Source organism: Frigoribacterium sp. ME-P-080 (genome assembly GCF_030209595.1).
Classification (GTDB): domain Bacteria; phylum Actinomycetota; class Actinomycetes; order Actinomycetales; family Microbacteriaceae; genus Frigoribacterium.
The window spans coordinates 195,372-217,623 of sequence record NZ_JARVRR010000010.1 but is presented as its reverse complement, the minus strand read 5'-3'; the positions used below and the strand labels follow the sequence as shown (position 1 = coordinate 217,623).

Annotated in this window: 24 protein-coding genes and 2 tRNA genes; 15 read left to right on the top strand and 11 right to left on the bottom strand. The window is 70.5% G+C overall.

Features of this window, described 5'->3' with window-relative positions:
* Nucleotides 1–169: 169 nt before the first annotated feature.
* From QRN23_RS15195 to QRN23_RS15180, 4 genes are all read right to left on the bottom strand, one after another.
* Nucleotides 170–242: transfer RNA gene (locus QRN23_RS15195), tRNA-His, on the bottom strand.
* A gap of 59 nt (nucleotides 243–301) precedes the next feature.
* Nucleotides 302–922, bottom strand: coding sequence for an oligoribonuclease (gene orn, locus QRN23_RS15190; RefSeq protein WP_123571875.1), 621 nt, complete (start codon nucleotides 920–922; stop codon nucleotides 302–304).
* 78 nt (nucleotides 923–1,000) lie between these two features.
* Complete coding sequence (locus tag QRN23_RS15185; RefSeq protein WP_123571874.1) at nucleotides 1,001–2,269, bottom strand: MFS transporter; 1,269 nt, start codon at nucleotides 2,267–2,269, stop codon at nucleotides 1,001–1,003.
* Entirely contained in the window at nucleotides 2,266–2,739 is a 474-nt protein-coding gene (locus QRN23_RS15180; protein WP_123571873.1) for a MarR family winged helix-turn-helix transcriptional regulator, read from the bottom strand. Before QRN23_RS15180 ends, QRN23_RS15185 begins: the two co-directional genes overlap by 4 nt.
* 95 nt (nucleotides 2,740–2,834) lie before the next feature.
* Between QRN23_RS15180 and QRN23_RS15175 the strand changes: the two genes are divergently transcribed.
* From QRN23_RS15175 to QRN23_RS15155, 5 genes are all read left to right on the top strand, one after another.
* Complete coding sequence (locus tag QRN23_RS15175) at nucleotides 2,835–3,119, top strand: oligoribonuclease (RefSeq protein WP_148053715.1); 285 nt, start codon at nucleotides 2,835–2,837, stop codon at nucleotides 3,117–3,119.
* Nucleotides 3,120–3,203: 84 nt separating this feature from the next.
* Entirely contained in the window at nucleotides 3,204–3,464 is a 261-nt protein-coding gene (locus QRN23_RS15170) for a thioredoxin family protein (RefSeq protein WP_123571871.1), read from the top strand.
* A gap of 97 nt (nucleotides 3,465–3,561) precedes the next feature.
* Nucleotides 3,562–4,860 (top strand): bifunctional glycosyltransferase family 2/GtrA family protein, encoded by a 1,299-nt coding sequence (locus tag QRN23_RS15165; protein WP_285063991.1) that lies wholly within the window; start codon nucleotides 3,562–3,564, stop codon nucleotides 4,858–4,860.
* Nucleotides 4,857–6,968 carry an ArnT family glycosyltransferase gene (locus QRN23_RS15160; RefSeq protein ID WP_285063990.1) on the top strand — a complete coding sequence of 704 codons (2,112 nt, stop codon included), beginning with the start codon at nucleotides 4,857–4,859 and terminating at the stop codon, nucleotides 6,966–6,968. Before QRN23_RS15165 ends, QRN23_RS15160 begins: the two co-directional genes overlap by 4 nt.
* 176 nt (nucleotides 6,969–7,144) lie before the next feature.
* A tRNA-Arg gene (locus QRN23_RS15155) sits at nucleotides 7,145–7,220 on the top strand.
* Nucleotides 7,221–7,360: 140 nt separating this feature from the next.
* Here the strand turns inward: QRN23_RS15155 and QRN23_RS15150 are convergent.
* The 3 genes from QRN23_RS15150 to QRN23_RS15140 all read right to left on the bottom strand — a co-directional run bounded on the left by QRN23_RS15150 (nucleotide 7,361) and on the right by QRN23_RS15140 (nucleotide 9,803).
* Nucleotides 7,361–8,227 (bottom strand): hypothetical protein, encoded by an 867-nt coding sequence (locus QRN23_RS15150; RefSeq protein WP_285063989.1) that lies wholly within the window; start codon nucleotides 8,225–8,227, stop codon nucleotides 7,361–7,363.
* A 101-nt stretch (nucleotides 8,228–8,328) separates the two neighbouring features.
* Nucleotides 8,329–8,625, bottom strand: a complete 297-nt coding sequence (locus QRN23_RS15145) for a hypothetical protein (protein ID WP_285063987.1) — start codon at nucleotides 8,623–8,625, stop codon at nucleotides 8,329–8,331.
* 158 nt (nucleotides 8,626–8,783) lie between these two features.
* The gene (locus QRN23_RS15140; protein WP_173152568.1) at nucleotides 8,784–9,803 is read right to left on the bottom strand and encodes an aldo/keto reductase; all 1,020 of its coding nucleotides are present in this window, start codon (nucleotides 9,801–9,803) and stop codon (nucleotides 8,784–8,786) included.
* Nucleotides 9,804–9,850: 47 nt separating this feature from the next.
* On the opposite strand from QRN23_RS15140, the gene msrA reads away from it, so the two are divergent.
* From msrA to QRN23_RS15110, 6 genes are all read left to right on the top strand, one after another.
* Nucleotides 9,851–10,378, top strand: a complete 528-nt coding sequence (gene msrA, locus QRN23_RS15135; RefSeq protein ID WP_056048428.1) for a peptide-methionine (S)-S-oxide reductase MsrA — start codon at nucleotides 9,851–9,853, stop codon at nucleotides 10,376–10,378.
* 55 nt (nucleotides 10,379–10,433) lie between these two features.
* The gene (locus tag QRN23_RS15130) at nucleotides 10,434–10,649 is read left to right on the top strand and encodes a hypothetical protein (RefSeq protein ID WP_056048425.1); all 216 of its coding nucleotides are present in this window, start codon (nucleotides 10,434–10,436) and stop codon (nucleotides 10,647–10,649) included.
* Nucleotides 10,650–10,781: 132 nt separating this feature from the next.
* Nucleotides 10,782–11,384 carry a single-stranded DNA-binding protein gene (locus tag QRN23_RS15125; protein ID WP_123571869.1) on the top strand — a complete coding sequence of 201 codons (603 nt, stop codon included), beginning with the start codon at nucleotides 10,782–10,784 and terminating at the stop codon, nucleotides 11,382–11,384.
* A gap of 100 nt (nucleotides 11,385–11,484) precedes the next feature.
* Nucleotides 11,485–11,946: a DUF6993 domain-containing protein gene (locus QRN23_RS15120; RefSeq protein WP_123571868.1), complete on the top strand. Its 462-nt coding sequence runs from the start codon at nucleotides 11,485–11,487 to the stop codon at nucleotides 11,944–11,946.
* Between the two features lie 37 nt (nucleotides 11,947–11,983).
* The gene (gene ettA / locus QRN23_RS15115) at nucleotides 11,984–13,669 is read left to right on the top strand and encodes an energy-dependent translational throttle protein EttA (RefSeq protein ID WP_056048420.1); all 1,686 of its coding nucleotides are present in this window, start codon (nucleotides 11,984–11,986) and stop codon (nucleotides 13,667–13,669) included.
* A 16-nt stretch (nucleotides 13,670–13,685) separates the two neighbouring features.
* Nucleotides 13,686–14,159, top strand: coding sequence for an acyl-CoA thioesterase (locus tag QRN23_RS15110; RefSeq protein WP_056048417.1), 474 nt, complete (start codon nucleotides 13,686–13,688; stop codon nucleotides 14,157–14,159).
* A gap of 16 nt (nucleotides 14,160–14,175) precedes the next feature.
* Here QRN23_RS15110 and QRN23_RS15105 read toward each other — a convergent pair whose 3' ends face one another.
* The gene (locus tag QRN23_RS15105) at nucleotides 14,176–15,045 is read right to left on the bottom strand and encodes an acyl-CoA thioesterase (protein ID WP_236557022.1); all 870 of its coding nucleotides are present in this window, start codon (nucleotides 15,043–15,045) and stop codon (nucleotides 14,176–14,178) included.
* A 21-nt stretch (nucleotides 15,046–15,066) separates the two neighbouring features.
* On the opposite strand from QRN23_RS15105, the gene QRN23_RS15100 reads away from it, so the two are divergent.
* Entirely contained in the window at nucleotides 15,067–15,738 is a 672-nt protein-coding gene (locus QRN23_RS15100) for a DUF8185 domain-containing protein (RefSeq protein ID WP_056048412.1), read from the top strand.
* A gap of 51 nt (nucleotides 15,739–15,789) precedes the next feature.
* Here QRN23_RS15100 and QRN23_RS15095 read toward each other — a convergent pair whose 3' ends face one another.
* The 3 genes from QRN23_RS15095 to pepN all read right to left on the bottom strand — a co-directional run bounded on the left by QRN23_RS15095 (nucleotide 15,790) and on the right by pepN (nucleotide 19,942).
* Complete coding sequence (locus QRN23_RS15095) at nucleotides 15,790–16,275, bottom strand: globin (protein WP_123571867.1); 486 nt, start codon at nucleotides 16,273–16,275, stop codon at nucleotides 15,790–15,792.
* Nucleotides 16,272–17,273, bottom strand: coding sequence for a mechanosensitive ion channel family protein (locus QRN23_RS15090; protein ID WP_056048409.1), 1,002 nt, complete (start codon nucleotides 17,271–17,273; stop codon nucleotides 16,272–16,274). The genes QRN23_RS15095 and QRN23_RS15090 overlap by 4 nt, the downstream gene beginning before the upstream one ends.
* A 128-nt stretch (nucleotides 17,274–17,401) precedes the next feature.
* Nucleotides 17,402–19,942 (bottom strand): aminopeptidase N, encoded by a 2,541-nt coding sequence (pepN, locus tag QRN23_RS15085; RefSeq protein WP_285063986.1) that lies wholly within the window; start codon nucleotides 19,940–19,942, stop codon nucleotides 17,402–17,404.
* A 91-nt stretch (nucleotides 19,943–20,033) separates the two neighbouring features.
* Here pepN and QRN23_RS15080 point away from each other — a divergent pair, with 91 nt between their 5' ends.
* From QRN23_RS15080 to QRN23_RS15070, 3 genes are all read left to right on the top strand, one after another.
* The gene (locus QRN23_RS15080; RefSeq protein WP_200412965.1) at nucleotides 20,034–20,660 is read left to right on the top strand and encodes a DsbA family protein; all 627 of its coding nucleotides are present in this window, start codon (nucleotides 20,034–20,036) and stop codon (nucleotides 20,658–20,660) included.
* A 21-nt stretch (nucleotides 20,661–20,681) separates the two neighbouring features.
* Nucleotides 20,682–21,167, top strand: a complete 486-nt coding sequence (locus QRN23_RS15075; protein WP_043597130.1) for a ribose-5-phosphate isomerase — start codon at nucleotides 20,682–20,684, stop codon at nucleotides 21,165–21,167.
* Between the two features lie 106 nt (nucleotides 21,168–21,273).
* Entirely contained in the window at nucleotides 21,274–22,248 is a 975-nt protein-coding gene (locus QRN23_RS15070; RefSeq protein WP_173152533.1) for an Fpg/Nei family DNA glycosylase, read from the top strand.
* Nucleotides 22,249–22,252 lie beyond the last annotated feature (4 nt).

Here is a 22,252-nt window from a genome sequence, read left to right as displayed (position 1 = left end):
GCGCTCGCGCATCCGAGACCAAAAGGCCCCAGAACCCAAAAAATCCCCTGCCCATCGGAGGGCAGGGGATTTCATTTGGGACGTCTCGGATGCGCTCGCGCATCCGAGACCAAAAGGCCCCAGAACCCAAAAAATCCCCTGCCCATAGGAGGGCAGGGGATTTCATTTGGGTGAGTAACGGGGCTTGAACCCGCGGCCTCCTAGACCACAACCAGGCGCTCTACCAGCTGAGCTATACCCACCATGTGTCGTTTCCGACGATGCTGTCGACTGCCGAGGCGATCGCAACGAGAAGACTCTACTACAGCCGGGGGGCCCATTCGTCCACGACGGCCTTCGAGATCGCCTGGACGTCCTCGGTGGTGGGACCCGGGTCGGCGACGAATCCGGCACGGCGGTAGTACTCGAGTTCGCGGATGGATTCGAGGATGTCGGCGAGGGCCCGGTGTCCGCCGTGTTTCTGCGGAGCGTTGAAGTACACGCGGGGGAACCAGCGGCGGGCCAGCTCCTTGATCGAGGACACGTCGACGCTGCGGTAGTGCAGGTGGCCGTCGACGCGCGGCATGTACTTGGCGAGGAACGCGCGGTCCGTGCCGATGGTGTTGCCGGCGAGGGGTGCGTGCTGCTCGGTGGGCACGTACTTCAGGATGTACTCGAGCACCTCGAACTCGGCCTCGGCGAGGCTGACGCCGTCCGGGATCTCGTCGATGAGGCCGGACGAGCGGTGCATCTCTGTGACGAAGTCGCCCATGTTGTCGAGGGCGGACTGGTCCGGCTTGATGACGATGGCGAAGCCGGGGTGTACGGGCTTCAGGTCGAAGTCGGTCACGACCACGGCCACCTCGACCAGTTCGTCGACCGAGAGGTCGAGCCCGGTCATCTCGCAGTCGATCCAGACCAGTCGGTCGTTGCTCGTAGCCATTCCGCGAGTCTAGTCCGGTGCCCTTCCGGCACCGCGCCTCCTGGACGGGGCCAGGGCAGGAGGCGCGGTGCGGTCCGGTCAGATCGCCTCGCCGGCTCCGATGGCCTCGGCTTCGACGCGAGCCGGTTCGGGGCCGTCGTCCACGCGGCGCAGGGCCCCGCGGGCGGCGACCACGACGACGAACGCCACGGCGACGCTCGCGGCGGCGAACACGTAGGCGGCACTCGGGTCGATGGTGTCGGCGAGCAGGGTCGCGACGGGCGGGGCCACGGCGCCGCCGAGGAAGCGCACGCCCGAGTAGGCGCTGGACGCGACCGAGCGGGGCAGGTCGGTCGCCTCCATGACGGACTCGGTCAGCACCGTGTTGAGCACGCCGAGCACCAGGCCGCCGACCACCACGCAGACCACGAGGGCGGCCGGCGTCCCGACGACGACCGCGGCGGCGACGAGGTCGAGCGCGAGCAGGGGGAGTGCGATGCGCAGCACGGTCGTCCGACGCAGGCGTGCGGTCAGCAGCGGGGCGACCCAGACCGAGGTGATCGCGAGGCCGACGCCCCAGCCGAAGAAGGTGAACCCGATGCCGAGAGCCCCGAAGCCCAACGGGTACGGCGTGTACGCGAGCAGGACGAAGAATCCGATGTTGTAGAACAGGGCGGTCGCCGCGAGGGCGCCGAGGGCCGGGCGGCCCAGGGCGCGGAACGGGGCCGACAGCGTCGTGGGCGTGGGTTTCTCCATGGCGCCGCCCTTGAGGAACAGCACGATCGCGATGAAGGCGATCGCCATCAGGGTGGTGACGCCGAAGAACGGGCCGCGCCAGCTGACCGAGCCGAGGAGGCCGCCGATCAGGGGGCCGATGGCGATGCCGAGTCCGAGGGCCGCCTCGTAGAGGATGATCGCCGAGGCCGTGCCGCCGGATGCCGCGCCCACGATCGTCGCGAGGGCGGTCGAGATGAACAGGGCGTTGCCGAGCCCCCAGCCGGCACGGAAGCCGATGATCGACCAGACGTCGCCACTGGTGGCGGCGAGCAGGGCGAAGAGCACGATCAGGGCGAGCCCGATCAGCAGGGTGCGCTTGGGGCCGAGTCGACTCGACACCCAGCTGGTGAAGAACATCGCCACGCCCGTGACGGCGAGGTAGCTCGTGAAGAGCAGTTCGGTCTGGGTCGGGCTGGCCTTCAGCGACTCGGCGATGGCGGGGAGGATCGGGTCGACGAGCCCGATGCCCATGAAGGCGACGACGCAGGCGAAGGCGATGGCCCACACGGCGGTCGGCTGCTTCAGGATGCTCGGCCCGGATTCGTGCGCGGTGCCGGAAGGCGAAGGGGAGCTCGAAGCGGAGGCGCTCACGCGAACACCGCCTCGGCGTCGGAGTGGACGTCGGCGCGGCCGGCGGCGCGGTGGCTGACCCGCGACGCCAGGAGGCGGGTGGCGTGCTCGAGCACGGCCCACTCGTCGTCGTCCAGGTCGGCGAAGAGGCCGCCGAGCGAGTCGGCGAGTTGCCCCCGCCACTCGACGAGCGCCGCCGTGCCCTTGTCGGTGATGGCGATGAGCCACGCCCGGGAGTCGTCGGTGTCGGCGATGCGCTTGACGAGCTCGTCCTCGGCGAGGCCCCGGAGGAGCTTGGTCATGGTGGGCTGCGACACGCGGCTGGCCCGGGCGAGGTCCCCGACGCGGAGCTCGCCGTCGGTCGTCAGGATCGAGAGCGTGCGCCACACGGCGGGTGAGGTGGTGCGGCCGGTCTCCTGCGCGGCGATGCGCGTCAGGCGATGGGTCGACGTCAGGAGGGATTCCAAGATGTCTGTCGGCTGGGGAGTCATCCCTTAAGTGTATAGCCAAGCTATATAGCTTGGCTATGCGGTGTCGCGGACCGAAGCTGGGCGCCGACTCCGTGCCTCCTGGTAGACCTGTGGACATGACAGACAGCAAGCCCACCGTGGCCGAGGGTTCCGAGTACGTCGTCTTCTTCGACGGCGGTCCGAGCGACGGCTCCACCGACACCCGCATCAGCACCGACGGCTCGTACGACGAGCAGATCACCGACTTCGTGTTGATCGACGGCATGGAGACCGGCATCGTCTACACCGCCACCGAGGCCAAGATGGTCGGCGAACAACTCCAGGTCCACTACTCGCTCGACGCGAAGGACAGCGACCCCGTCGTCGACCCGGAAGACCGAAACGACGACCGCGACAACTGACGTCGGCGGCCCCGGCCGCACCGACTCACCAGACCGCAGGAGGCGCGGGGGAAGTTTCCCCCGCGCTTCCTCGTTGTCCCCGGCATGATGCTCGAGCTCTACACGTCGGCCTTCTGCGGTCCCTGCCACGCGGCCAGGGCGGTCGTCGCCGAGGCGAATGGCCTCGTGCCCTCGCTCGTCGTCGACGAGGCCGACGTCGCCGCCCGGCCCGCCGACGCCGAACGGCGCGACGTCCGCAGCACGCCCACCATCGTGGTCACGCGGGACGACGGCGAGGTGGTCTTCCGCTCACCGGGCGTGCCGACGTTGGACCGCCTGCTCGGGGCCCTGGCCCTCGCGATCTGATCGCCGGACCCCCGTCATGGAAGGCCCATAGGATCTCCGCGGCGTCGCCATCGACTGATGCGAGGCCGCTGATGGCGTGGCGACCGATCGTGGTCCCATGCCTGACACCGACATCCTGCGTCTCGACATCGTGGTGCCCGTCTTCGACGAGGCCGCCACCCTCGAGACCAGCATCACGAGCCTCCATGACCATCTGACCCGCCACGTCACCGAGACCTGGCGCATCACCGTGGCCGACAACGCCAGCACCGACGGCACGCCGGCCCTCGCCGACGACCTCGCCCGACGCCTGCGGTGCGTGACCGCCGTCCACCTCGCCGAGAAGGGCCGAGGCCGTGCCCTCAAGCAGGTCTGGGCGGCCTCGCCCGCCGACGTGCTGGTCTACCTCGACGAAGACCTCTCCACCGACCTCTCTGCGCTCGGCCCGCTCGTCGCACCGTTGCTCTCCGGCCACTCCGACCTCGCGATCGGCACCCGGTTGAGCCGGTCGTCGCGGGTCGTGCGCGGCGGCACGCGGGAATTCGTCTCGCGCAGCTACAACTTCCTGCTGCGTCGCACGATGGGGGTCGGGTTCAGCGACGCCCAGTGCGGCTTCAAGGCGATCCGGCGCGAGGCCGCCGAGCGACTGCTGCCCCTCGTCGAGGACACCGGGTGGTTCTTCGACACCGAACTGCTGATCCTCGCCGAGCGCTCGGGCCTGCGCATCCACGAGGTGCCGGTCGACTGGGTCGACGACCCCGACAGCTCGGTCGACATCGTCTCCACGGCCGCCGCCGACCTCAAGGGGATGCTGCGCGTGGGCACGGGCATCGCCCGGGGCGCGATCCCGGTCCAGGCGGTGTACGACGCGATCGGGAGGCGTCCGTTCGAGCCGCCCGCGCCTCCGACGTTCTTCTCGCAGGTCGTGCGGTTCGGCGTCGTCGGGGTCGCCTCGACCGCCGCGTACGCGCTGCTCTACCTCGGCGCGCAGCAGGTGATGCCGGCCCAGGCGGCGAATTTCGTGTCGTTGCTCGTCACGGCCGTGGTCAACACGGCCGCCAACCGGCGGTTCACGTTCGGGGTACGGGGGGCGTCGGGCGTGGCGCGACACCAACTGCAAGGGCTGATGGTCTTCGTCCTCGCCTGGGCGCTGACCTCGGGGTCGCTCGTCGTGCTGCACGCCGCGGCTCCCGCGGCCGACGCGCAGGCCGAGCTGCTGGTCTTGACGGCCGCGAACCTCGTCGCGACCGTCCTGCGCTTCGTGCTCCTGCGCGTCTGGGTGTTCCGGTCGGAGGCGACGCACGTGACGCCGGGACCGGCCGACGAACGGGTCGGTGTCGCCGACCCCGTGTCCGACCTCGCCACCCGCGTCGCCGCCGGGGCCGGCGACGACGACGTCACGGTGGTCGGTCGATGAGCGCCGGGACGACGCCGGTGCCGCTGACCGATCGACGCTCGCCGTCCGGGTCGGCCGGCCCGCGCCTCCGTCCGCTCGCTCGTCGCCTGGTGCGCGGGCGTGAGGACGCGGCACGGTGGGAGCGACCGGCGTTCCTCGCGCTGCTGGTCGCCACGGGGGCTCTCTACCTGGTGAACCTGTCGGCGAACGGCTGGGCGAATTCGTTCTACTCGGCCGCGGTGCAGGCCGGTTCGCAGAACTGGGAGGCGTTCCTCTACGGCTCGTCCGACGCCGCGAACTCGATCACGGTCGACAAGCCGCCCGCGAGCCTGTGGGTCATGGCGTTGTCGGTCCGGGTGTTCGGACTGTCGTCGTTCAGCATCCTGCTGCCCGAGGCACTGATGGGCGTCGCGACCGTCGGACTCGTCTGGGCCACGGTGCGGCGGCACTTCTCGGGCGTCGCCGCGTTCGTCGCCGGTGGAGTCCTCGCGCTGACCCCGGTCGCCGCGTTGATGTTCCGCTTCAACAACCCCGACGCGCTGCTCGTGCTGCTGCTGACCCTCGCCACGTACCTGACGCTGCGCGGCGTCGAGACGGGCCGCGTCCGTTGGGTCGTCTGGGCGGGCGTGGCGATCGGCTTCGGCTTCCTGACCAAACAACTGCAGGCGTTCGTCATCCTGCCCGTACTGGCCGGGGTGTACCTCGTCGCGGCGCCCGTCCTGCTGCGCAAGCGGCTGCTGCACCTGCTGGCCGCGCTCGGTGCGGTCGTGGTGTCGGCCGGCTGGTGGGTCGCCCTCGTCGAGCTGGTGCCCGCGGGCATGCGGCCGTACGTCGGCGGCTCGCAGACCAACTCGTTCCTCGAGTTGACCTTCGGCTACAACGGCCTCGGACGGCTCACGGGTGACGAGACCGGCAGCGTGACGGGCGGGGGCGGCGGCACCGGTGCCGCCACGACAGGCATGTGGGGCGAGACCGGCATCACCCGGCTCTTCACGGGCGAGTTCGGGGGCCAGATCACCTGGTTGCTTCCCGCCGCCCTCGTGATCGGCGTCTCGGCACTCGTGCTGCTCGGCTGGCGACACCGGACCTCGGCCCGTCGGGCGACCCTGCTGCTGTTCGGGGGCTGGACGGTGCTGACCGCCCTCGTCTTCAGCTTCATGTCGGGCATCTTCCACGCGTACTACACGGTGGCGCTCGCCCCGGCCATCGCGGTCACCCTCGGGGCTGCGGCCGACGTGTTGTGGCGACGACGGGCCCGGTCGTGGGTGCGGATCGTGCTGGCGGCGTCGGCTCTGCTCACGGGCGTCTGGGCCTGGGTGCTGCTCGGACGGGCGGAGTCCTGGCAGCCGTGGCTCCGGTACGTCGTCGTCGCGCTCGCCGTCGTGGGCGCCGTGCTCGTGCTGCTGCCGCGACGGGGCCGGGCGCTCACGGCGGCGACCCTCGCCGTGCTGCTCACGGGCGGCCTGCTGGCTCCGGCGGCCTACTCGGTCGAGACCGTGTCGACGGCCCACACCGGTTCGATCGTCACGGCCGGGCCGACCGTGTCGGGTGGCACGGGCGGGTTCGGCGGTGGTGGCGCGGGCGGCGCCGGCGGCTTCGGCGGTCGCGGCGGGGCCGTTGGTGGCGGGCCCGGTGGCGCGGCTGGCGGAACGCCCCCGCAGCTGCCGGGCGGCACCGGCGGGGGAGCGGGTACCGGCACCGGCACCGGCGCGGGAACCGCAGGAGGCGCGGGTACGGCCACGCGCGGACACCCCGGTGGCGGGGGCGGAGCCGGCTCGCTGCTCGGCTCGGGCTCGGTCAGCGACGAGCTCGCTGCCGTGGTCGGCGCGGACGCGGACCGGTACACCTGGGTCGCCGCGGCCGTCGGGTCGAACAGCGCGGCGGGCTACCAGCTCGCGACCGACGACCCGGTCATGGCGGTCGGCGGGTTCAACGGCAGCGACCCGTCACCGACCCTGGCGCAGTTCGAGCAGTACGTCGCCGACGGGCAGATCCACTGGTTCGTCGGAGGGACCGTCGGGCAGTCGAACGGCGGCAGCTCGTCCTCGAGCGAGATCGCGGCCTGGGTCGAGGCGAACTTCTCCTCGACCGAGGTCGACGGGGTCACGCTGTACGACCTGAGCAGCTGACCGACCGGACGTCGCCACCGGTCCGCCCGGCCGCCCCGCACCTCCGGGGCGCGCGAGACACCGCGTTTCGTGCACCGCACCGCGACTAGTCGGGGCGCGGTGCACGAAACGCGGTGCGGAGCCTGGCTGGACCGCTACCGGGACGGAGGAGCGGGCACGGTATCGTGGTCGGGTTCGCCCCCGTAGCTCAGCGGATAGAGCAGGAGCCTTCTAATCTCTTGGTCGCAGGTTCGATTCCTGCCGGGGGCACCACGCAGCCGAGACCCTCGCGGTGCTTCTCATCTCTTGGTCGCAGGTTCGATTCCTGCCGGGGGCACCACGCGACACCACCCCCCCGCACGACGACGCGCCCCCGACCGAGGTCGGGGGCGCGTGGTCGTTCGTTCGCCGGGTCAGTCGTCCGCGCGTTCGGGTGTCGTCCGGCGTCGGACCTGGCTCGCACTGACCGGCTGCTCGAAACGCTCGTCGTCCATCGCATCGTCGCGGGTGTCGTCGTGGCTCGCGTCAGCCGGCGTGACCGCCGGTGCCTCGGGCGCGGACACCGGCGACGGTCCGGCCAGCGGGGCGTGAGCCATCGGTGCCCGGTAGGCCTCGTCGCCACCGCGAACCAGGGCATCGTCGAGGGCCGCCGGGCGGAGCGCTGCCGAGGGTGCGGCACCCGAGGGCGCGGAGGCCTCGGTGCGTCGCTGCTCGGTCGCCGCCGCAGCCCGCTGCTCGGCTTCCCAGGCCTTCTGCTTCGCGGCCGTGTCTCGGTCGACGTCGGCTTCTTCGTACTTCCAGCGGGCGAGATCGTCGCGGAACAGCTTCTTGGCCCGCCCGGGGCGGTTCTGCCACTCGACGAGGCGGTCGCGGAGTTCACCCAGCGTCTGCTCGGACTGGAAGCTGAAGGACGCCGAGTTGCGCTTGATCTCGGCCAGTTCGTGAGCCGCCCAGTCGGCGGCGAGGGTGCTGCCGGTCGCAGGCGACAGCCGCAGTCGGACGTCGGCCTCGTGGCCGAGGTGATCGGCGTAGGCGCGCTCCTCGACTCCGAGCGAGCTGTAGACGGCACCCTTGCGAGCTGCCGAGACGAGGGCCGCGACCGCCGCCGCTTTCGTCTCGTCCTCGTGCAACGACACGACCCGCCGCGTGCTCGCCCGGCCGATGAGGGCTGCGACGATGCCTGCCACGACGATGGCGACGAAGGGGATCACCGCATCGGTGACGACACGCCACCCGTTGTCCGAAGAGAGCCATTCGACGAGATCGTTCCACCACTGCATGGGGCGAACACTACAGCCGAGGTCGAAGGTTGCATGGCTGCGACATGCTGTCGAGCCCTCCGCCGGGATACCGTCACGGTGCTCCGGCGGAGGCGTCGGGATCAGGCGAACCGGAAGCAGTCGGTGGCGTCGTCGCGATTCCAGAACTCGCCGATCTCGACGAACCGACGCTGACGGGGCAGAAACCGCTTGGCGCGGTAGCGATCACCCTGCGGGTCGTCGAAGCGCTCGACGTAGCCCACGATCTCGCCACCGGGACGGGTCACCCGGGCGAGGTCGTCGTGCACCTGGACGAGCTGCAGGCCGCCGCGGGTCGAGCGCAGGGAGGGAAGGGGAACGCGCGCGTGAGCGTGCGGCGCAGGCGGGACGATCGCGTGGTCGAGGGTGCTGCTGGTCATGAGGTGCTCCTGAGGTCATCCGGCCGATGCTGTCGAGAACACCCCTGACGCTAGGGGTGACCACCGACATCGACGTCGGACACCTGGGACACCTCGGACACGTCGGACGCGTCGGGCGCCTGGAGGGCGCGGTGCCCCGTCGGCACCGCGCCGTCCGGTCAGCGGCCGGTGCCGTCGACCGCCAGCGGCTCGATCGCCGCGAGCTCGTCCTCGGTCAGCTCGGCACCGTCGAGCGCGTCGAGGCTGTCGTCCAGCTGGGCCACCGACGAGGCGCCGATGAGGGCGCTGGTCACGGCGGGTTGGCGCAGCACCCAGGTGAGCGAGAGCTGCGCGAGCGACTGGCCCCGCGCCTCCGCGATCTCGTTCAGGCCGCGGACGCGGGAGAGGTAGGTCTCGTCGAGGGCGTCCTCGGAGAACCACCGGCCCTCGGCAGCGCGCGAACCCGCGGGAGCACTGCCCGAGAGGTAGCGGTTCGTCAGGAGGCCCCCGGCCAGGGGCGAGAACACGATCGAACCGACGCCGCGGGTCAGGAGGGTGTCGAAGAGCCCTCGCTCGGGCCGGCGGTCGAACATGTTGTACCGCGGCTGGTGGATCAGCAGGGGCACGCCCTCGGCGGCCAGGGCGTCGATCGCGGCCTCGGTCTGCGCCGGGTCGTAGTTGGAGATGCCGGCGTAGAGCGCCTTGCCCTGCCGGACGGCCGTCGCGAGCGCCCCCATCGTCTCGTCGATCGGGGTCTCGGGGTCGGGGCGGTGCGAGTAGAAGATGTCGACGTGGTCCATGCCGAGCCGCCCGAGGCTGGCCTCGAGCGAGTTGAGCAGGTACTTGCGCGACCCCCCGTCGCCGTACGGCCCGGGGGTCATGTCGTAGCCCGCCTTCGACGAGACCACGATCTCGTCGCGGTAGGGGCGCAGGTTCGCCGCGGCGATGCGACCGAACTGCTCTTCGGCCGAGCCGTAGGGCGGGCCGTAGTTGTTCGCCAGGTCGAAGTGGGTGACCCCCCGGTCGAACGCGCGCAGCACGATGTCGCGCTGCGTCTCGAGGCCCCGGTCCGAGCCGAAGTTGTTCCAGAAGCCGAGGGAGATGCGGGGCAGCCGGAGTCCGCTGCGGCCGGTACGGACGTAGTCCAGTCGTGAGTACCGTGCGTCGTCGGCGACGTAGGGCGTGAAAGGTGATCTCATGCGGTCAGCCTAGGGCGGGCCCTCGGCTCGGGAGTAGGTTCACGGGCATGACGACGTTCGTTCTGGCCGGTGGGTGCTTCTGGTGCCTCGACGCGGTCTACCGCACCCTCGACGGCGTCACCGAGGTGGTCTCGGGTTACACCGGCGGAGACACCGAGCGGCCGAGCTACGACGACGTGTGCACGGGCCGCACGGGTCACGCCGAGGCCGTCGCGGTCGGCTTCGACCCCGAGAAGCTCCCCGCCGACGTCGTCCTCGACGTCTTCTTCACCCTGCACGACCCGCGGCAGCTGAACCGGCAGGGCGCCGACGTCGGCACCCAGTACCGCTCGGCGATGTTCGCCGCCGACCACGACCAGGAGGCGGTCTTCCAGGCGGCCCGTGACCGCGCCTCCGAGGCCTGGGGCGGCGGTGTCGTCACGACGATCGAGCCGCTGTCCACCTGGTACGACGCCGAGGAGCACCACCAGGACTTCTTCGCCAAGAACCCCGGCCAGGGCTACTGCACCGCCGTCGCGCTGCCGAAGGTCACCAAGATCCGCAAGTCGTACGCGAAGTACGTGCTCGCCTCGTAGACGGGTCACGCCGCCCGGTGTGACCGACCGAGAAAGAGGAAAGGGGCGCTCGACGATGAGTGACCAGAACACCTTGCACCGACAGACCTGGGTGGCCGTGGGCCCGGCAGGCGCGGTCGGGACCATCCTGCGGACCGACGGCGGCTTCACGGTGCGCCTGTCCGCGAAGGGAGCCGACGGCGGCGTCTACCCGAGCCTGGCCGTCGCCAAGAGCGCCCTGTTCGCGGCGTTGGGGCCCGGCGCCGACTACCCGGAGTTCCACGAACACTGAGGCCCGATCGTCCCCGGTCGTCCCCGGACGACCTGTCGTCGTGTCGTCCCCCGGGCGGCCCCCGCGCCTCCTTCTCCACAAGGAGGCGCGGGTGCCGTCCCGGGGGTCCCTCGCCCCCGCGAGACTCCCGTCATGACAGACACCATCACCCTCACAGGGATCATCGCGACCGACCCCCGGGCCCTCGTCACGCAGACCGGCCTCTCCATCACGAGTTTCCGACTCGCCTCGACGCAGCGACGGTACGACCGCGTCAAGGGCGAGTGGATCGACGGCGAGACCAACTGGTACACCGTGACGTGCTTCCGTCAGCTCGCCGACAACGTGCTGGCCAGCCTCCGCAAGGGGCAGCGGGTCGTGGTCACGGGGCGCGTCCGCATCCGCGCGTGGGAGTCGGGCGAGCGCAGCGGCATGACGGTGGAGGTGGACGCGGACGCGGTCGGTCACGACCTCGTCTGGGGCAGGTCGACCTTCGAACGGCGGGTGGCGTCCGCTTCGTCCGCCACGGCGGGCTCCTCCCCGGCCGCGGGCGGGGGCGATCCCACCGTCGCCTCCGACGAGAGCGGCTCGGCACCCGAGACGGAGGCGGACCACGGAACCGGTCACGGAGGCCCCCCGGACGGTGCAGCGACGGATGCGTCGTCGGACCCCGACCGGGTGGCGATCCCCGACGACGGCGCGGACTGGGGTGCTCCCACGGCCGTCGGCGCGGACGAGGTGGCGGCCCCGTTCTGACCACCCCGGTGACGCCCGTGTCACGGGCCCGTGGGTCGGCACGCCGTAGACTCCTCACGGCTCGCCGACCCGCGGCCGCCGCCAGCGACGAAGGGCCCCCGTGACCGGTTCGAGACCTCCACGCGGCCTGGCGCTCGCCGCGATCGTGCTGGCCGTGGCGATCCCCCTCGTGGGGTGCACCTCGTCGCCCGAGCCGTCACCGACGACGTCGTCCGTCGCCCCGTCGACGGACGCCCCGCCGTTCTCCTCCACGTCCACGACGGCCGAGGCGCTGGCCCACTTCGACGAGGTGAACGCCGCGACCGTCGCGGCGAACGCCCGCCCGGGTGGGCGCGCCGTCGTCGACGCGCTGGTGGCCGCAGGCTTCGACAAGTCGACGATGCAGGTCACCGCCGACACGACCTCGATCGGCCGCGACGCCGACAGCGTGCAGTTCTCGGTGCTCTGGGGTCAGGACTGCCTGATCGGGCAGGTCTCGGGCGCGGGCTACAGCAGCCAGACGGCGCCGGTCCTCGGCACGGGCGCCTGCCTCGTCGGGTCGACCCGAGCCATCGACTGGTGACGTCGGGGGCGGGGCCCCGCCCGATAGACTCGCTGTCATGGCCGAATACATTTACTCGATGGTGCGCGCCCGCAAGGCGGTCGGCGACAAGCTGATCCTCGACGACGTCACCATGTCGTTCATCCCGGGGGCGAAGATCGGTGTCGTGGGGCCGAACGGCGCCGGCAAGTCGACGATCCTCAAGATCATGGCGGGGCTCGACACCCCCAGCAACGGCGAGGCGAAGCTCAGCCCCGGCTACTCGGTCGGCATCCTGATGCAAGAGCCCGAACTCGACGAGACCAAGACCGTCCTCGAGAACGTGCAAGAGGGCGTGGGGCCGATCAAGCAGAAGCTCGACCGCTTCAACGAGGTCTCGGCCGCCATGGCCGAGCCCGACGCCGACTTCGACGCGTTGCTCGCCGAGATGGGCACCCTCCAAGAAGAGATCGACGCCGCCGACGCCTGGGACCTCGACTCCCAGCTCGAGCAGGCCATGTCGGCCCTGCGCACGCCTCCGGGCGATGCCGAGGTCGCGAACCTCTCCGGTGGTGAGAAGCGTCGCGTCGCGCTGTGCAAGCTGCTGCTGCAGAAGCCCGACCTGCTGCTCCTCGACGAGCCCACCAACCACCTCGACGCCGAGAGCGTGCTCTGGCTCGAGCAGCACCTCAGCAAGTACCCCGGCGCCGTGCTCGCCGTGACCCACGACCGGTACTTCCTCGACCACGTCGCCGAGTGGATCGCCGAGGTCGACCGCGGCCGCCTCTACCCCTACGAGGGCAACTACTCGACCTACCTCGAGAAGAAGGGCGAGCGCCTCCAGGTCCAGGGCAAGAAGGACGCCAAGCTCGCCAAGCGCCTCGCGTCCGAGCTCGAGTGGGTCCGGAGCAACGCCAAGGGCCGTCAGGCGAAGTCGAAGGCACGTCTGGCGCGCTACGAAGAGATGGCGAACGAGGCCGAGCGCACGCGCACCTTGGACTTCGAAGAGATCGTGATCCCCGTGGGCCCGCGTCTCGGCTCACAGGTCATCGACGCCAAGAAGCTCCACAAGTCGTTCGGCGAGCGTGTGCTCATCGACGACCTGTCGTTCACGCTGCCCCGCAACGGCATCGTCGGCGTCATCGGGCCGAACGGCGTCGGCAAGACCACCCTCTTCAAGACGGTCGTCGGGCTCGAGCCGCTCGACGGTGGCGAGCTCAAGGTCGGCGAGACGGTCGACATCTCGTACGTCGACCAGAGCCGTGGCGGCATCGACCCCAACAAGAACCTGTGGGAGGTCGTCTCCGAGGGGCACGACTACATCCAGGTCGGCAAGACCGAGATCCCGTCGCGGGCCTACGTGTCGCAGTTCGGCTTCAAGGGTCCCGACCAGCAGAAGAAGGCCGGCGTGCTGTCGGGTGGTGAGCGCAACCGCCTCAACCTGGCGCTGACGCTCAAGCAGGGCGGCAACCTCCTCCTGCTCGACGAGCCCACCAACGACCTCGACGTCGAGACGCTGGGCAGCCTCGAGAACGCGCTCCTCGAGTTCCCCGGCTGCGCCGTGGTCATCACACACGACCGGTGGTTCCTCGATCGGATCGCCACGCACATCCTCTCGTGGGAGGGCCTGAACGACGACGGCACGCCCAACTGGTACTGGTTCGAGGGCAACTTCGAGGCGTACGAAGAGAACAAGGTCGAGCGCCTCGGCGCCGACGCGGCGAAGCCGAGTTCGGCCACGTACCGCAAGCTCACGCGCGACTGACCGGCACCGCACCGTCATGACCCGCCTGCACGTGCCGACCCGAGTCCGCTGGAGCGATCTCGACGGGTACCGTCACGTGAACAACGCGTCGATGCTGCGCCTCCTCGAGGAGGCGCGCATCGACGCGTTCTGGTCTGCCGACGGGGCGATCGACGAACGGTCCTCGGCCGCCGTCCTCGACGGCAGTCCGAACGCCGCGACGATGACGCTCATCGCCCGGCAGGAGCTCGAGTACCTCGTCCCCATCCCGTACCTGCGGGCCCCGCTCGACGTGCAGATCTGGGTCGGGCGACTCGGCGGGGCGAGCCTCGAGGTCTGCTACGAGGTCTGGTCGCCCGAGGGCGTCGAGCCCCGGACGCTGTTCACGAAGGCCGCCACCACCATCGTGCTGGTCGACTCGGCGACGAATCAGCCCCGGCGCATCTCCGACGTCGAGCGCGACGCCTGGTCGCCGTTCGTCGAAGAACCCCTGGCCTTCCGCCGGCGCTGACCAGGAACGTGGCGGGTCAGCCTCGCGGCACCCGCACCATGCCCTCTTGTGCGACGCTCGCCACGAGAGTGCCCGCGCGGTCGTAGATGCGCCCGAGCGAGAGGCCACGTCCGCCCACCGCATTGGGGCTCTCTTGCACGTAGAGAAGCCATTCGTCGACGCGGGCGGGACGGTGCCACCACATGGCGTGGTCGAGGCTCGCGGCCTTGAGCCCGGGGGTGACGAACGCGACGCCGTGACGGCGGTAGATCGGTTCGAGGAGCGTGTAGTCGCTCGCGTACAGCAGGGCGGCGCGGTGCAGGTCGGCGTCGTCGGGCAGAGGGCCGGTGGCCTTGAGCCAGACGGCCTGGTGCGCGACGTGGTCGCCCTCGACGCTGAAGAAGACCGGCGACGGCACGTGGCGCATGTCGAACGGCCGCCGGGCCCACGACTGGGCGACGGGGTTGTCGACCGCGGACAGCAACTCGGCGTCGCTCGGGACGTCCTCGGGATCGGGCAGGCCGGAGGGCATGTCGACCTGGTGGTCGAGCCCCTCGTCGGGGGTCTGGAAGGACGCGATCATCGAGAAGATCGGCACGCCGTCCTGCGACGCCTGGGTGCGACGGGTCGCGAACGACCGGCCGTCGTGGATGCGGTCGACCGTGAACGTGATGGGGATGGTGAGGTCGCCGGGCCGCAGGAAGTACGAATGCAGCGAGTGGACGTCGCGTCCGCCGCCGACGGTGCGCTGGGCGGCGACGAGGGCCTGCGCGGCGACCTGGCCGCCGAACACGCGACCGAGCGGCTCGGGCTGTGACCCACCCGTGAAGACGTCCTGACCACCGACGTTGCCCGCCGGCGAGAGGTCGAGGGTGGACAGCAGGCTCTGCAGCGGATCGTCGGTCACGCGATGTAGTTTAGGGGGCCGATGAACGACGCATTCACCCTCCCCGACTCCCTGTCCCTCAGCGATCTCGCGACCTATCTCGGGCGTGCGGGCCGGGTGGAGGACGGCTCGGTCCGGCTCATCGCCGGCTCCGGTGTCCTGGCCGTCTACGTCGCCGTGTTCTACCCGATGGGTCTGCTCGACTCGAGCCCCACCGTGCTGGGGCTCCGCACCTTTCAACTCGACGACCGCCCCGAGTTCGACGCCGTGGTCCCGGTCCGGTCGCTGAAGGAGCGCCTCGTACGCCTGCAGAACGACGTCGTCGACCCGACCGCTGCGGTCACCGTGTCCGTGCCCGCCACGGTCAACACCGTGACCTGGGCAGCGATCTCGCCGCCGCGCGGGGGCTGGACGCGACTCGGCCCGATCGAGGCCGACCGCCTCCGATCGACCGCCGAGGCCGGAATCGCCCGCGTCGCCGAGGCGATCCCCACGGGCACCGGTGAGCAGATCGTGCACCGGGTGCGAGCCGACGTGTGGTCGGCCCCCGTCGAGGGTGCCGAGGGGGTTCCCGCCGGAGCCGGCTTCGGTGCTCTCAGCCTAGGATTCCTCGACGGCGAGGACGAGGTCGCGGTGTTCGAGACCGGCACGTGGACCCGCCTCACGACGCCCAAGGGCCACGTCCTCGTCAAGCGGCGCTCGTCCCTGCTCTGACGATCGGCCCGGCGGTGGGCGGTCCGAGGCGGGCGGCCCGGCGGTGGGCGGTCAGCGCTCGAACGTGTTGACCATGGCCTGCGCGGCGCGATCCAGGTAGCCCCAGAGCATCGCGTCGTCGAGGGGGGCGAGTTCGAGTTCGTCGACGGCCACCCGCATGTGCTGCAGCCAGTGGTCACGTGCCTCGGGCGTCACCCGGAACGGCATGTGCCGCATGCGCAGGCGGGGGTGCCCGCGCTCCTGGCTGTAGGTGGTGGGGCCGCCCCAGTACTGCTCGAGGAACCCCGTCAAGCGTTGGATCGCGCCCTCGAGATCCGCTTCCGGGTACATCGGCCAGAGCACCTCGTCGGTCCGGACGCCCTCGTAGAAGCGGCGGACCAACTTCTCGAAGGTCGGCCGCCCACCGATCTGCTCCCAGAAGTTGCCCTGGGCGGCGTCGTCACCGAGGCCCCGCCGGACGGTGACCGGCACGGCCGACGGCGGGGGAGTCACGGGCTGAGCGGTGGACGGGCGCGGCGTCAGCGGCAGGTCGGTCATTTGCGCTTGCTCCGCGGCACGTGGGGCGTCGGCGCCGTGCGGGGCGCCCGGGCGCCCTGGACCGAGGAGGCGCTGTCGAAGCCGGTGAGGACGACGCTCGTCAGCGAGGGCAGCACGATGTCCATGGCATCCAGGGTCTTCTTGAGACGGGACCGCAGCTCCCGGTCGACGTTGTCACGGTCGGCGGACCGTGTCTTGGCGACGATGCGGATGACCACGTGCTCCTCGGCGATCGACTGGATTCCCCAGACCTCGGGCTGGTCGATGATGGCGCGCCTCCACTTCGGGATCGCGGCGAGCTCGTTCGCGGTGTTCAACATGGCGTCCTGCACCTGGTCGACGTCGGCGGAGTACGGCACAGCGAGGTCGATGACCACGCGCGTCCAGCCTTGCGACATGTTGCCCACGCGCAGGATCTCGCCGTTGCGGACGAACCACAGCACGCCGTTCACGTCGCGGATCTGCGTGACGCGGATGCCGACGGCCTCGACGACGCCGGCCGCGGGCCCGACGTCGACGACGTCGCCCACCCCCAGCTGATCTTCGGCGACCATGAAGATGCCGTTGAGCATGTCCTTGACGATGTTCTGGGCGCCGAACGCGAGTCCGGCACCGACCACGCCCGCCGCGCTGACGATCGCGACGGCGTTGAAGTTCAGTTCGCCGAGGATCAACACGAGCGCGATGCCCGCGACGACGACCGTCACCACGTTGTTCAGCACGCTGCCGAGCGTGCGGGTGCGCTGGACGACCCGGACGGCCTGCAGCGGCGAGGCCATGAGGGCCTGCGTGTCGTCGACGTTCTGCTTCCGCTTGATTCCGTTCACGACCTGGTCGACGACCCGCCGGATGGTGAAGTGCAGGGCGACGCGCAACAGCACCGCGACGAGCAGGATCGCCACGATGCGGATGGGAACGCGCCACATCGTCCAGAAGGCGTCCCAGTCGAAGGCGATCGGGGCGGCGGGGTCGGTGGCGGCAGCGAGGAGGAGGTCCATATGAGCGACAAGTCAAGCACGCCACCGCAACCCCACCCGGGAGGGGCCTGGACGCCGGAACGGCGGGCCCTGTGAGAGGGCCCGCCGTCCGGGTCGGTCGTCGGGTCGTCGCGCGACCCGGGGCACGACTACTGCTGGTCGACCGCCTGCACCCGCAGGGCCCGCTCGACGCCCGCGACGCTCTCGCTCACGATGCGGCGCAGGGCCGGCGTCTCGGGGTTCGCCTCGAGCCACGCGTACGACGCGTCGACGAGGGCCTGGTCGGCGAGGCCGGCCGGGTACAGCCCCGAGACGAGGGTGTCGGCGATGTGGTAGCTGCGCGACTCCCAGATGCCGGTGAGGGACGAGAAGTAGCGCTCGACGAGCGGCTGCAGGATCGCCGGGTCGTTCGTGTGCTGGAACCCGAGGGTCGTCGCCCGGACGATGGCGTTGGGCTGCTCGGCGCTGTCGACGACCGACGCGAAGGCGGCGAGCTTGCCCTCGGTGGTCGCGATCGTCGCGCGGGCCCGCGCGGCGGCCTGGGCGCCGTTCGCCGTGTTGTCCTCGGCGAGGGCGGCGTCGATCTCGGCCTCACCGGCACCGCCGACGAGCACGAGGCCCTCGAGCAGCTGCCAGCGCAGGTCGGTGTCGACGGTGAGGCCCTTGAGAGCGAGCGATCCGTCGAGCAGGCCGGCCAGCGCCTCCCGGTGGGTCTCGGTCGACGCGATCGCGGCGAAGAAGGTGACGAACTGGAACTGGGCGTCCGACCCGGCCTCGGCACCCTGGGCGAGGGCCCAGAGGCCGTCGCCGACCTCGGTGATCGTGGAGGTGCGGCGCGCGGGGGCGACGTAGCTGCGGGCGGTCTGCAGCAGCTGTGAGAGCGTGGTGCGGATCGTCGTCGACTCGGTCTCGGTCGCGATGTTGTCGAGCACGAGACGCACGTAGTCCGAGGCCGAGGTCTCGGCGTCGCGCGTCGCGTCCCAGACCGAGCCCCAGACGAGGGCGCGGGCCAGCGGGTTCGAGATCTTCGAGAGGTGGGCGATGGCCGTGGCGAGCGACACCTCGTCGAGTCGGATCTTCGCGTAGGCGAGGTCGTCGTCGTTGATCAGCACGAGGTCGCCGCGGTTCAGGCCGACCAGCTCGGGGACCTCGGTACGGGTGCCGTCCACGTCGATCTCGACGCGGTCGGTGCGGACCAGGGCGTCGCCCTGCAGGGCGTAGAGGCCGATGGCGAGGCGGTGCGGGCGGATGGTGGGGTGGTCGGCGGCCGCCTCCTGGAGCACGGCGAACGAGGTGATCACGCCGTTCTCGTCGACCTCGAGCTCGGGACGCAACGTGTTGACGCCCGCGGTCTCGAGCCAGAGCTTCGACCAGCTGGTCAACTCGCGGCCCGAGGTGGCCTCGAGTTCGACGAGCAGGTCGCTCAGCTCGGTGTTCGAGTGGTGGTGCTTCTTGAAGTACGCGGCGACGCCGGCGTAGAAGGCGTCGATGCCCACCCAGGCGACGAGCTGCTTGAGCACCGACCCGCCCTTGGCGTAGGTGATGCCGTCGAAGTTGACCTGGACGTCCTCGAGGTCGTTGATCGTGGCGACGACGGGGTGCGTCGACGGCAGCTGGTCCTGGCGGTAGGCCCAGCTCTTCTCCATCGCCTGGAAGGTGGTCCAGGCCTCGGTCCACTCGGTCGCCTCGGCGGTCGAGATGGTCGAGGCCCACTCGGCGAACGACTCGTTCAGCCAGAGGTCGTTCCACCACTTCATCGTGACGAGGTCGCCGAACCACATGTGCGCGAGCTCGTGGAGGATCGTGACGACGCGGCGTTCCTTGATGGCGTCGGTCACCTTGCTGCGGAAGACGTAGGTCTCGACGAAGGTGACGGCACCCGCGTTCTCCATGGCACCGGCGTTGAACTCGGGCACGAAGAGCTGGTCGTACTTGTCGAAGGGGTACGCGTAGTCGAACTTCTCTTCGTAGTAGGCGAAGCCCTGACGGGTCTTCTCGAAGATGTAGTCGGCGTCGAGGTACTCGGTGAGGGATCGGCGCGTGAAGATGCCGAGCGGGATCGTGCGGCCGTCGGAACTGGTGAGGTCGCTGCGGACCACGTCGTACGGGCCGGCGATGATCGCCGTGACGTAGCTCGAGAGCACGGGCGTGGGCGAGAAGGTCCAGGTGCCGGTCTCACCGTCGACGACGGGTTCGGGCGTGGGCTGGTTGCTGACGACCTGCCAGCGTGTGGGTGCGGTGACCGTGAACTGGAACGTCGCCTTGAGGTCGGGCTGCTCGAAGACCGCGAAGACGCGGCGGCTGTCGGGCACCTCGAACTGCGAGTAGAGGTAGACCTCGCCGTCGACCGGGTCGACGAACCGGTGCAGGCCCTCGCCGGTGTTGGTGTACTCGGCATCGGCGACGACCTCGAGCACGTTCTCGGCGGCCAGCTCGGCCAGCTGGATGCGCACGCCGTCGGAGACCGCGTCGACGTCGAGCGCGGTGCCGTTGAGGGTCACCGAGTGCACGGTGCGGGTGAGCGCGTCGATGAAGGTCGACGCTCCGGGGGTGGCGGTGAAGCGCGCGGTGGTCGAGCTGCCGAACACCTCGTCGCCGCGGGTCAGGTCGAGGGCGATCTCGTACGACTGCACGTCGACGACGTTCTTGCGCTCTTGCGCCTCGACGCGGGTGAGGTTCTCTCCGGGCACGCTGGCTCCATCCGTCTGGGGGGTGAGGGGGGACTCGTGGTCCGCTGAGAGCCTAGACCGGCTGTACGACGCCGGGGTGTTGACTGAGGGCATGACCGACACCCCCGCTCCCGCGTCCCACACCGTCGTCGACTTCTGGTTCGACCCGTCGTGCCCCTGGGCCTGGATGACCAGCCGCTGGGTCGACGAGGTCGCGAAGCACCGTGACCTCGACGTCACCTTCCACGTGATGAGCCTCGCGGTCCTCAACGAGGACGCCGACGTCAGCGACGAGTACAAGGCGAACTTCGCCCGCATGCTGCGCTACACGCGGCTCGTCACGGCCGCAGGTGAACTCCACGGTCAGCAGATCGTCAAGCCGCTCTACGACGCCCTCGGCACCCGCATCCACCACGAGGGCGAGAAGGACGGCGACGTCGTCGTCGCCGGTGCCGTGGCCGAGGTCGGACTGCCCGCCGACTTCGCGCGGTACGCGGACGGCGACGAGTACGACGAGCAGATGCGTGCCAGCCACTTCGACGGCATCGGCCGGGTCGGCCAGGACGTCGGCACGCCCGTCATCTCGGTCGACGGCGTCGCCTTCTTCGGCCCCGTCATCTCTCCGGCGCCGAAGGGCGAGGAGGCGCTGCGGCTGTGGGACGGAGTCGTCGCCGTGGCCTCGTACCCCGGCTTCTTCGAGATCAAGCGCACGCGCACGGTCGGGCCGATCTTCGACTGAGCCGGTCGTAGGATCGTCTCCATGCGCATCCACGTGGCGACCGATCACGCCGGCCTCGACTTCAGCACGACCGTCATCCAGCACCTCACCGACGCGGGCCACGACGTGACCGACCACGGTCCGACGAGCTACGAGCCCCTCGACGACTACCCGTCGTTCTGCATCGCGGCGGCCCGCGCGACCGTGCGCGACCAGCGTGCCGGCCACGAGGCGCTGGGCGTCGTCTTCGGCGGCTCGGGCAACGGCGAGCAGATCGCCGCGAACAAGGTCGAGGGCGTCCGTGCCGCCCTGGTCTGGAACGACTCGACCGCCAAGCTCGCCCGCCAGCACAACGACGCGAACGTCATCGCGATCGGGGCGCGCCAGCACACCGAGGCCGAGGCCCTGGCGTTCATCGACGCCTTCGTCGCCGAGCCGTTCAGCCACGACGAACGCCACGTGCGCCGCATCGCGCAGGTCGGCGAGTACGAGACCACGGGCGCCATCGCCGGTCACCCGGTCGACTGACGACGTAACGTCGAGAGCGGCGGGACCCCGACCGGGGCCTCGCCGCTCCGTCGTCTCCGGCGTCACGCCCGAGACCGTTCCATCGACCACCGAGAGAGGTGTCGCCGTGCCCGAGGGCCATTCCGTCCACCGCATCGCCAACCAGTTCGAGCAGAGCTTCGTCGGCCACCGAGTCCGGGTGAGTTCGCCCCAGGGTCGGTTCGCCGACGGGGCGACGAGGCTCGACGGCGCCACGATGGTCGACTCCAAGGCCGTCGGCAAGCAGATGTTCCTCGAGTTCGACAACGGCCTGTGGCTGCACGTGCACCTCGGGCTCTATGGCGCGTGGGACTTCGCGGGCGCCATCGCCACGGGCCATTCGATGGCCGAGTCCCGGACTCGCCGGGCGGCCACCCGCAAGGCCGAGAACGCCCCCGACGACGACGGCGAGGACTCGATGGCCAGCATCGGGGCGCCACGCCGGTCTCGCGTGCGCATGGCCGAGCAGGAGAAGACCGAGGACGACATCGACTCGTTCCCGCCCGAGCCCGTCGGGCAGGTGCGCGTGCGGCTGCTGACCGACACCGCGGTCGGCGACCTCCGCGGCCCGACGAAGTGCGAGGTGCTCGACGCGGCCGGGGTCGACCTGGCGATCGCCAAGCTCGGTCCCGACCCCCTCGTCGACTCGCCGAAGAAGGGCGCCGACCGATTCGTGTCGATCGCGGGCAAGAAGCGCACCCCTATCGGCCTCTTGCTGATGGACCAGAGCGTGGTCAGCGGCATCGGCAACATCTACCGCGCCGAGTTGCTGTTCCGGGCCCGGCTCGACCCGCACACTCCCGGCAACCAGGTTCCCGAAGAGGTCCTGCGCGCCCTCTACAAAGACTGGACGAAGCTGCTCAAGAGCGGCGTGGAGCTCGGCCAGATGATGACCATGGACGGTCTCACCAAGTCCCAGCACGCCAAGGCCCTGCGCAGCCGGGCCGACCGGCACTGGGTCTACCATCGCGAGGGTCTGCCCTGCCGGGTCTGCGGGACGAACGTCGTGATGGAGATGGCCGCGGGTCGCAAGCTGTACTGGTGCCCGACCGACCAGACTTGACCGC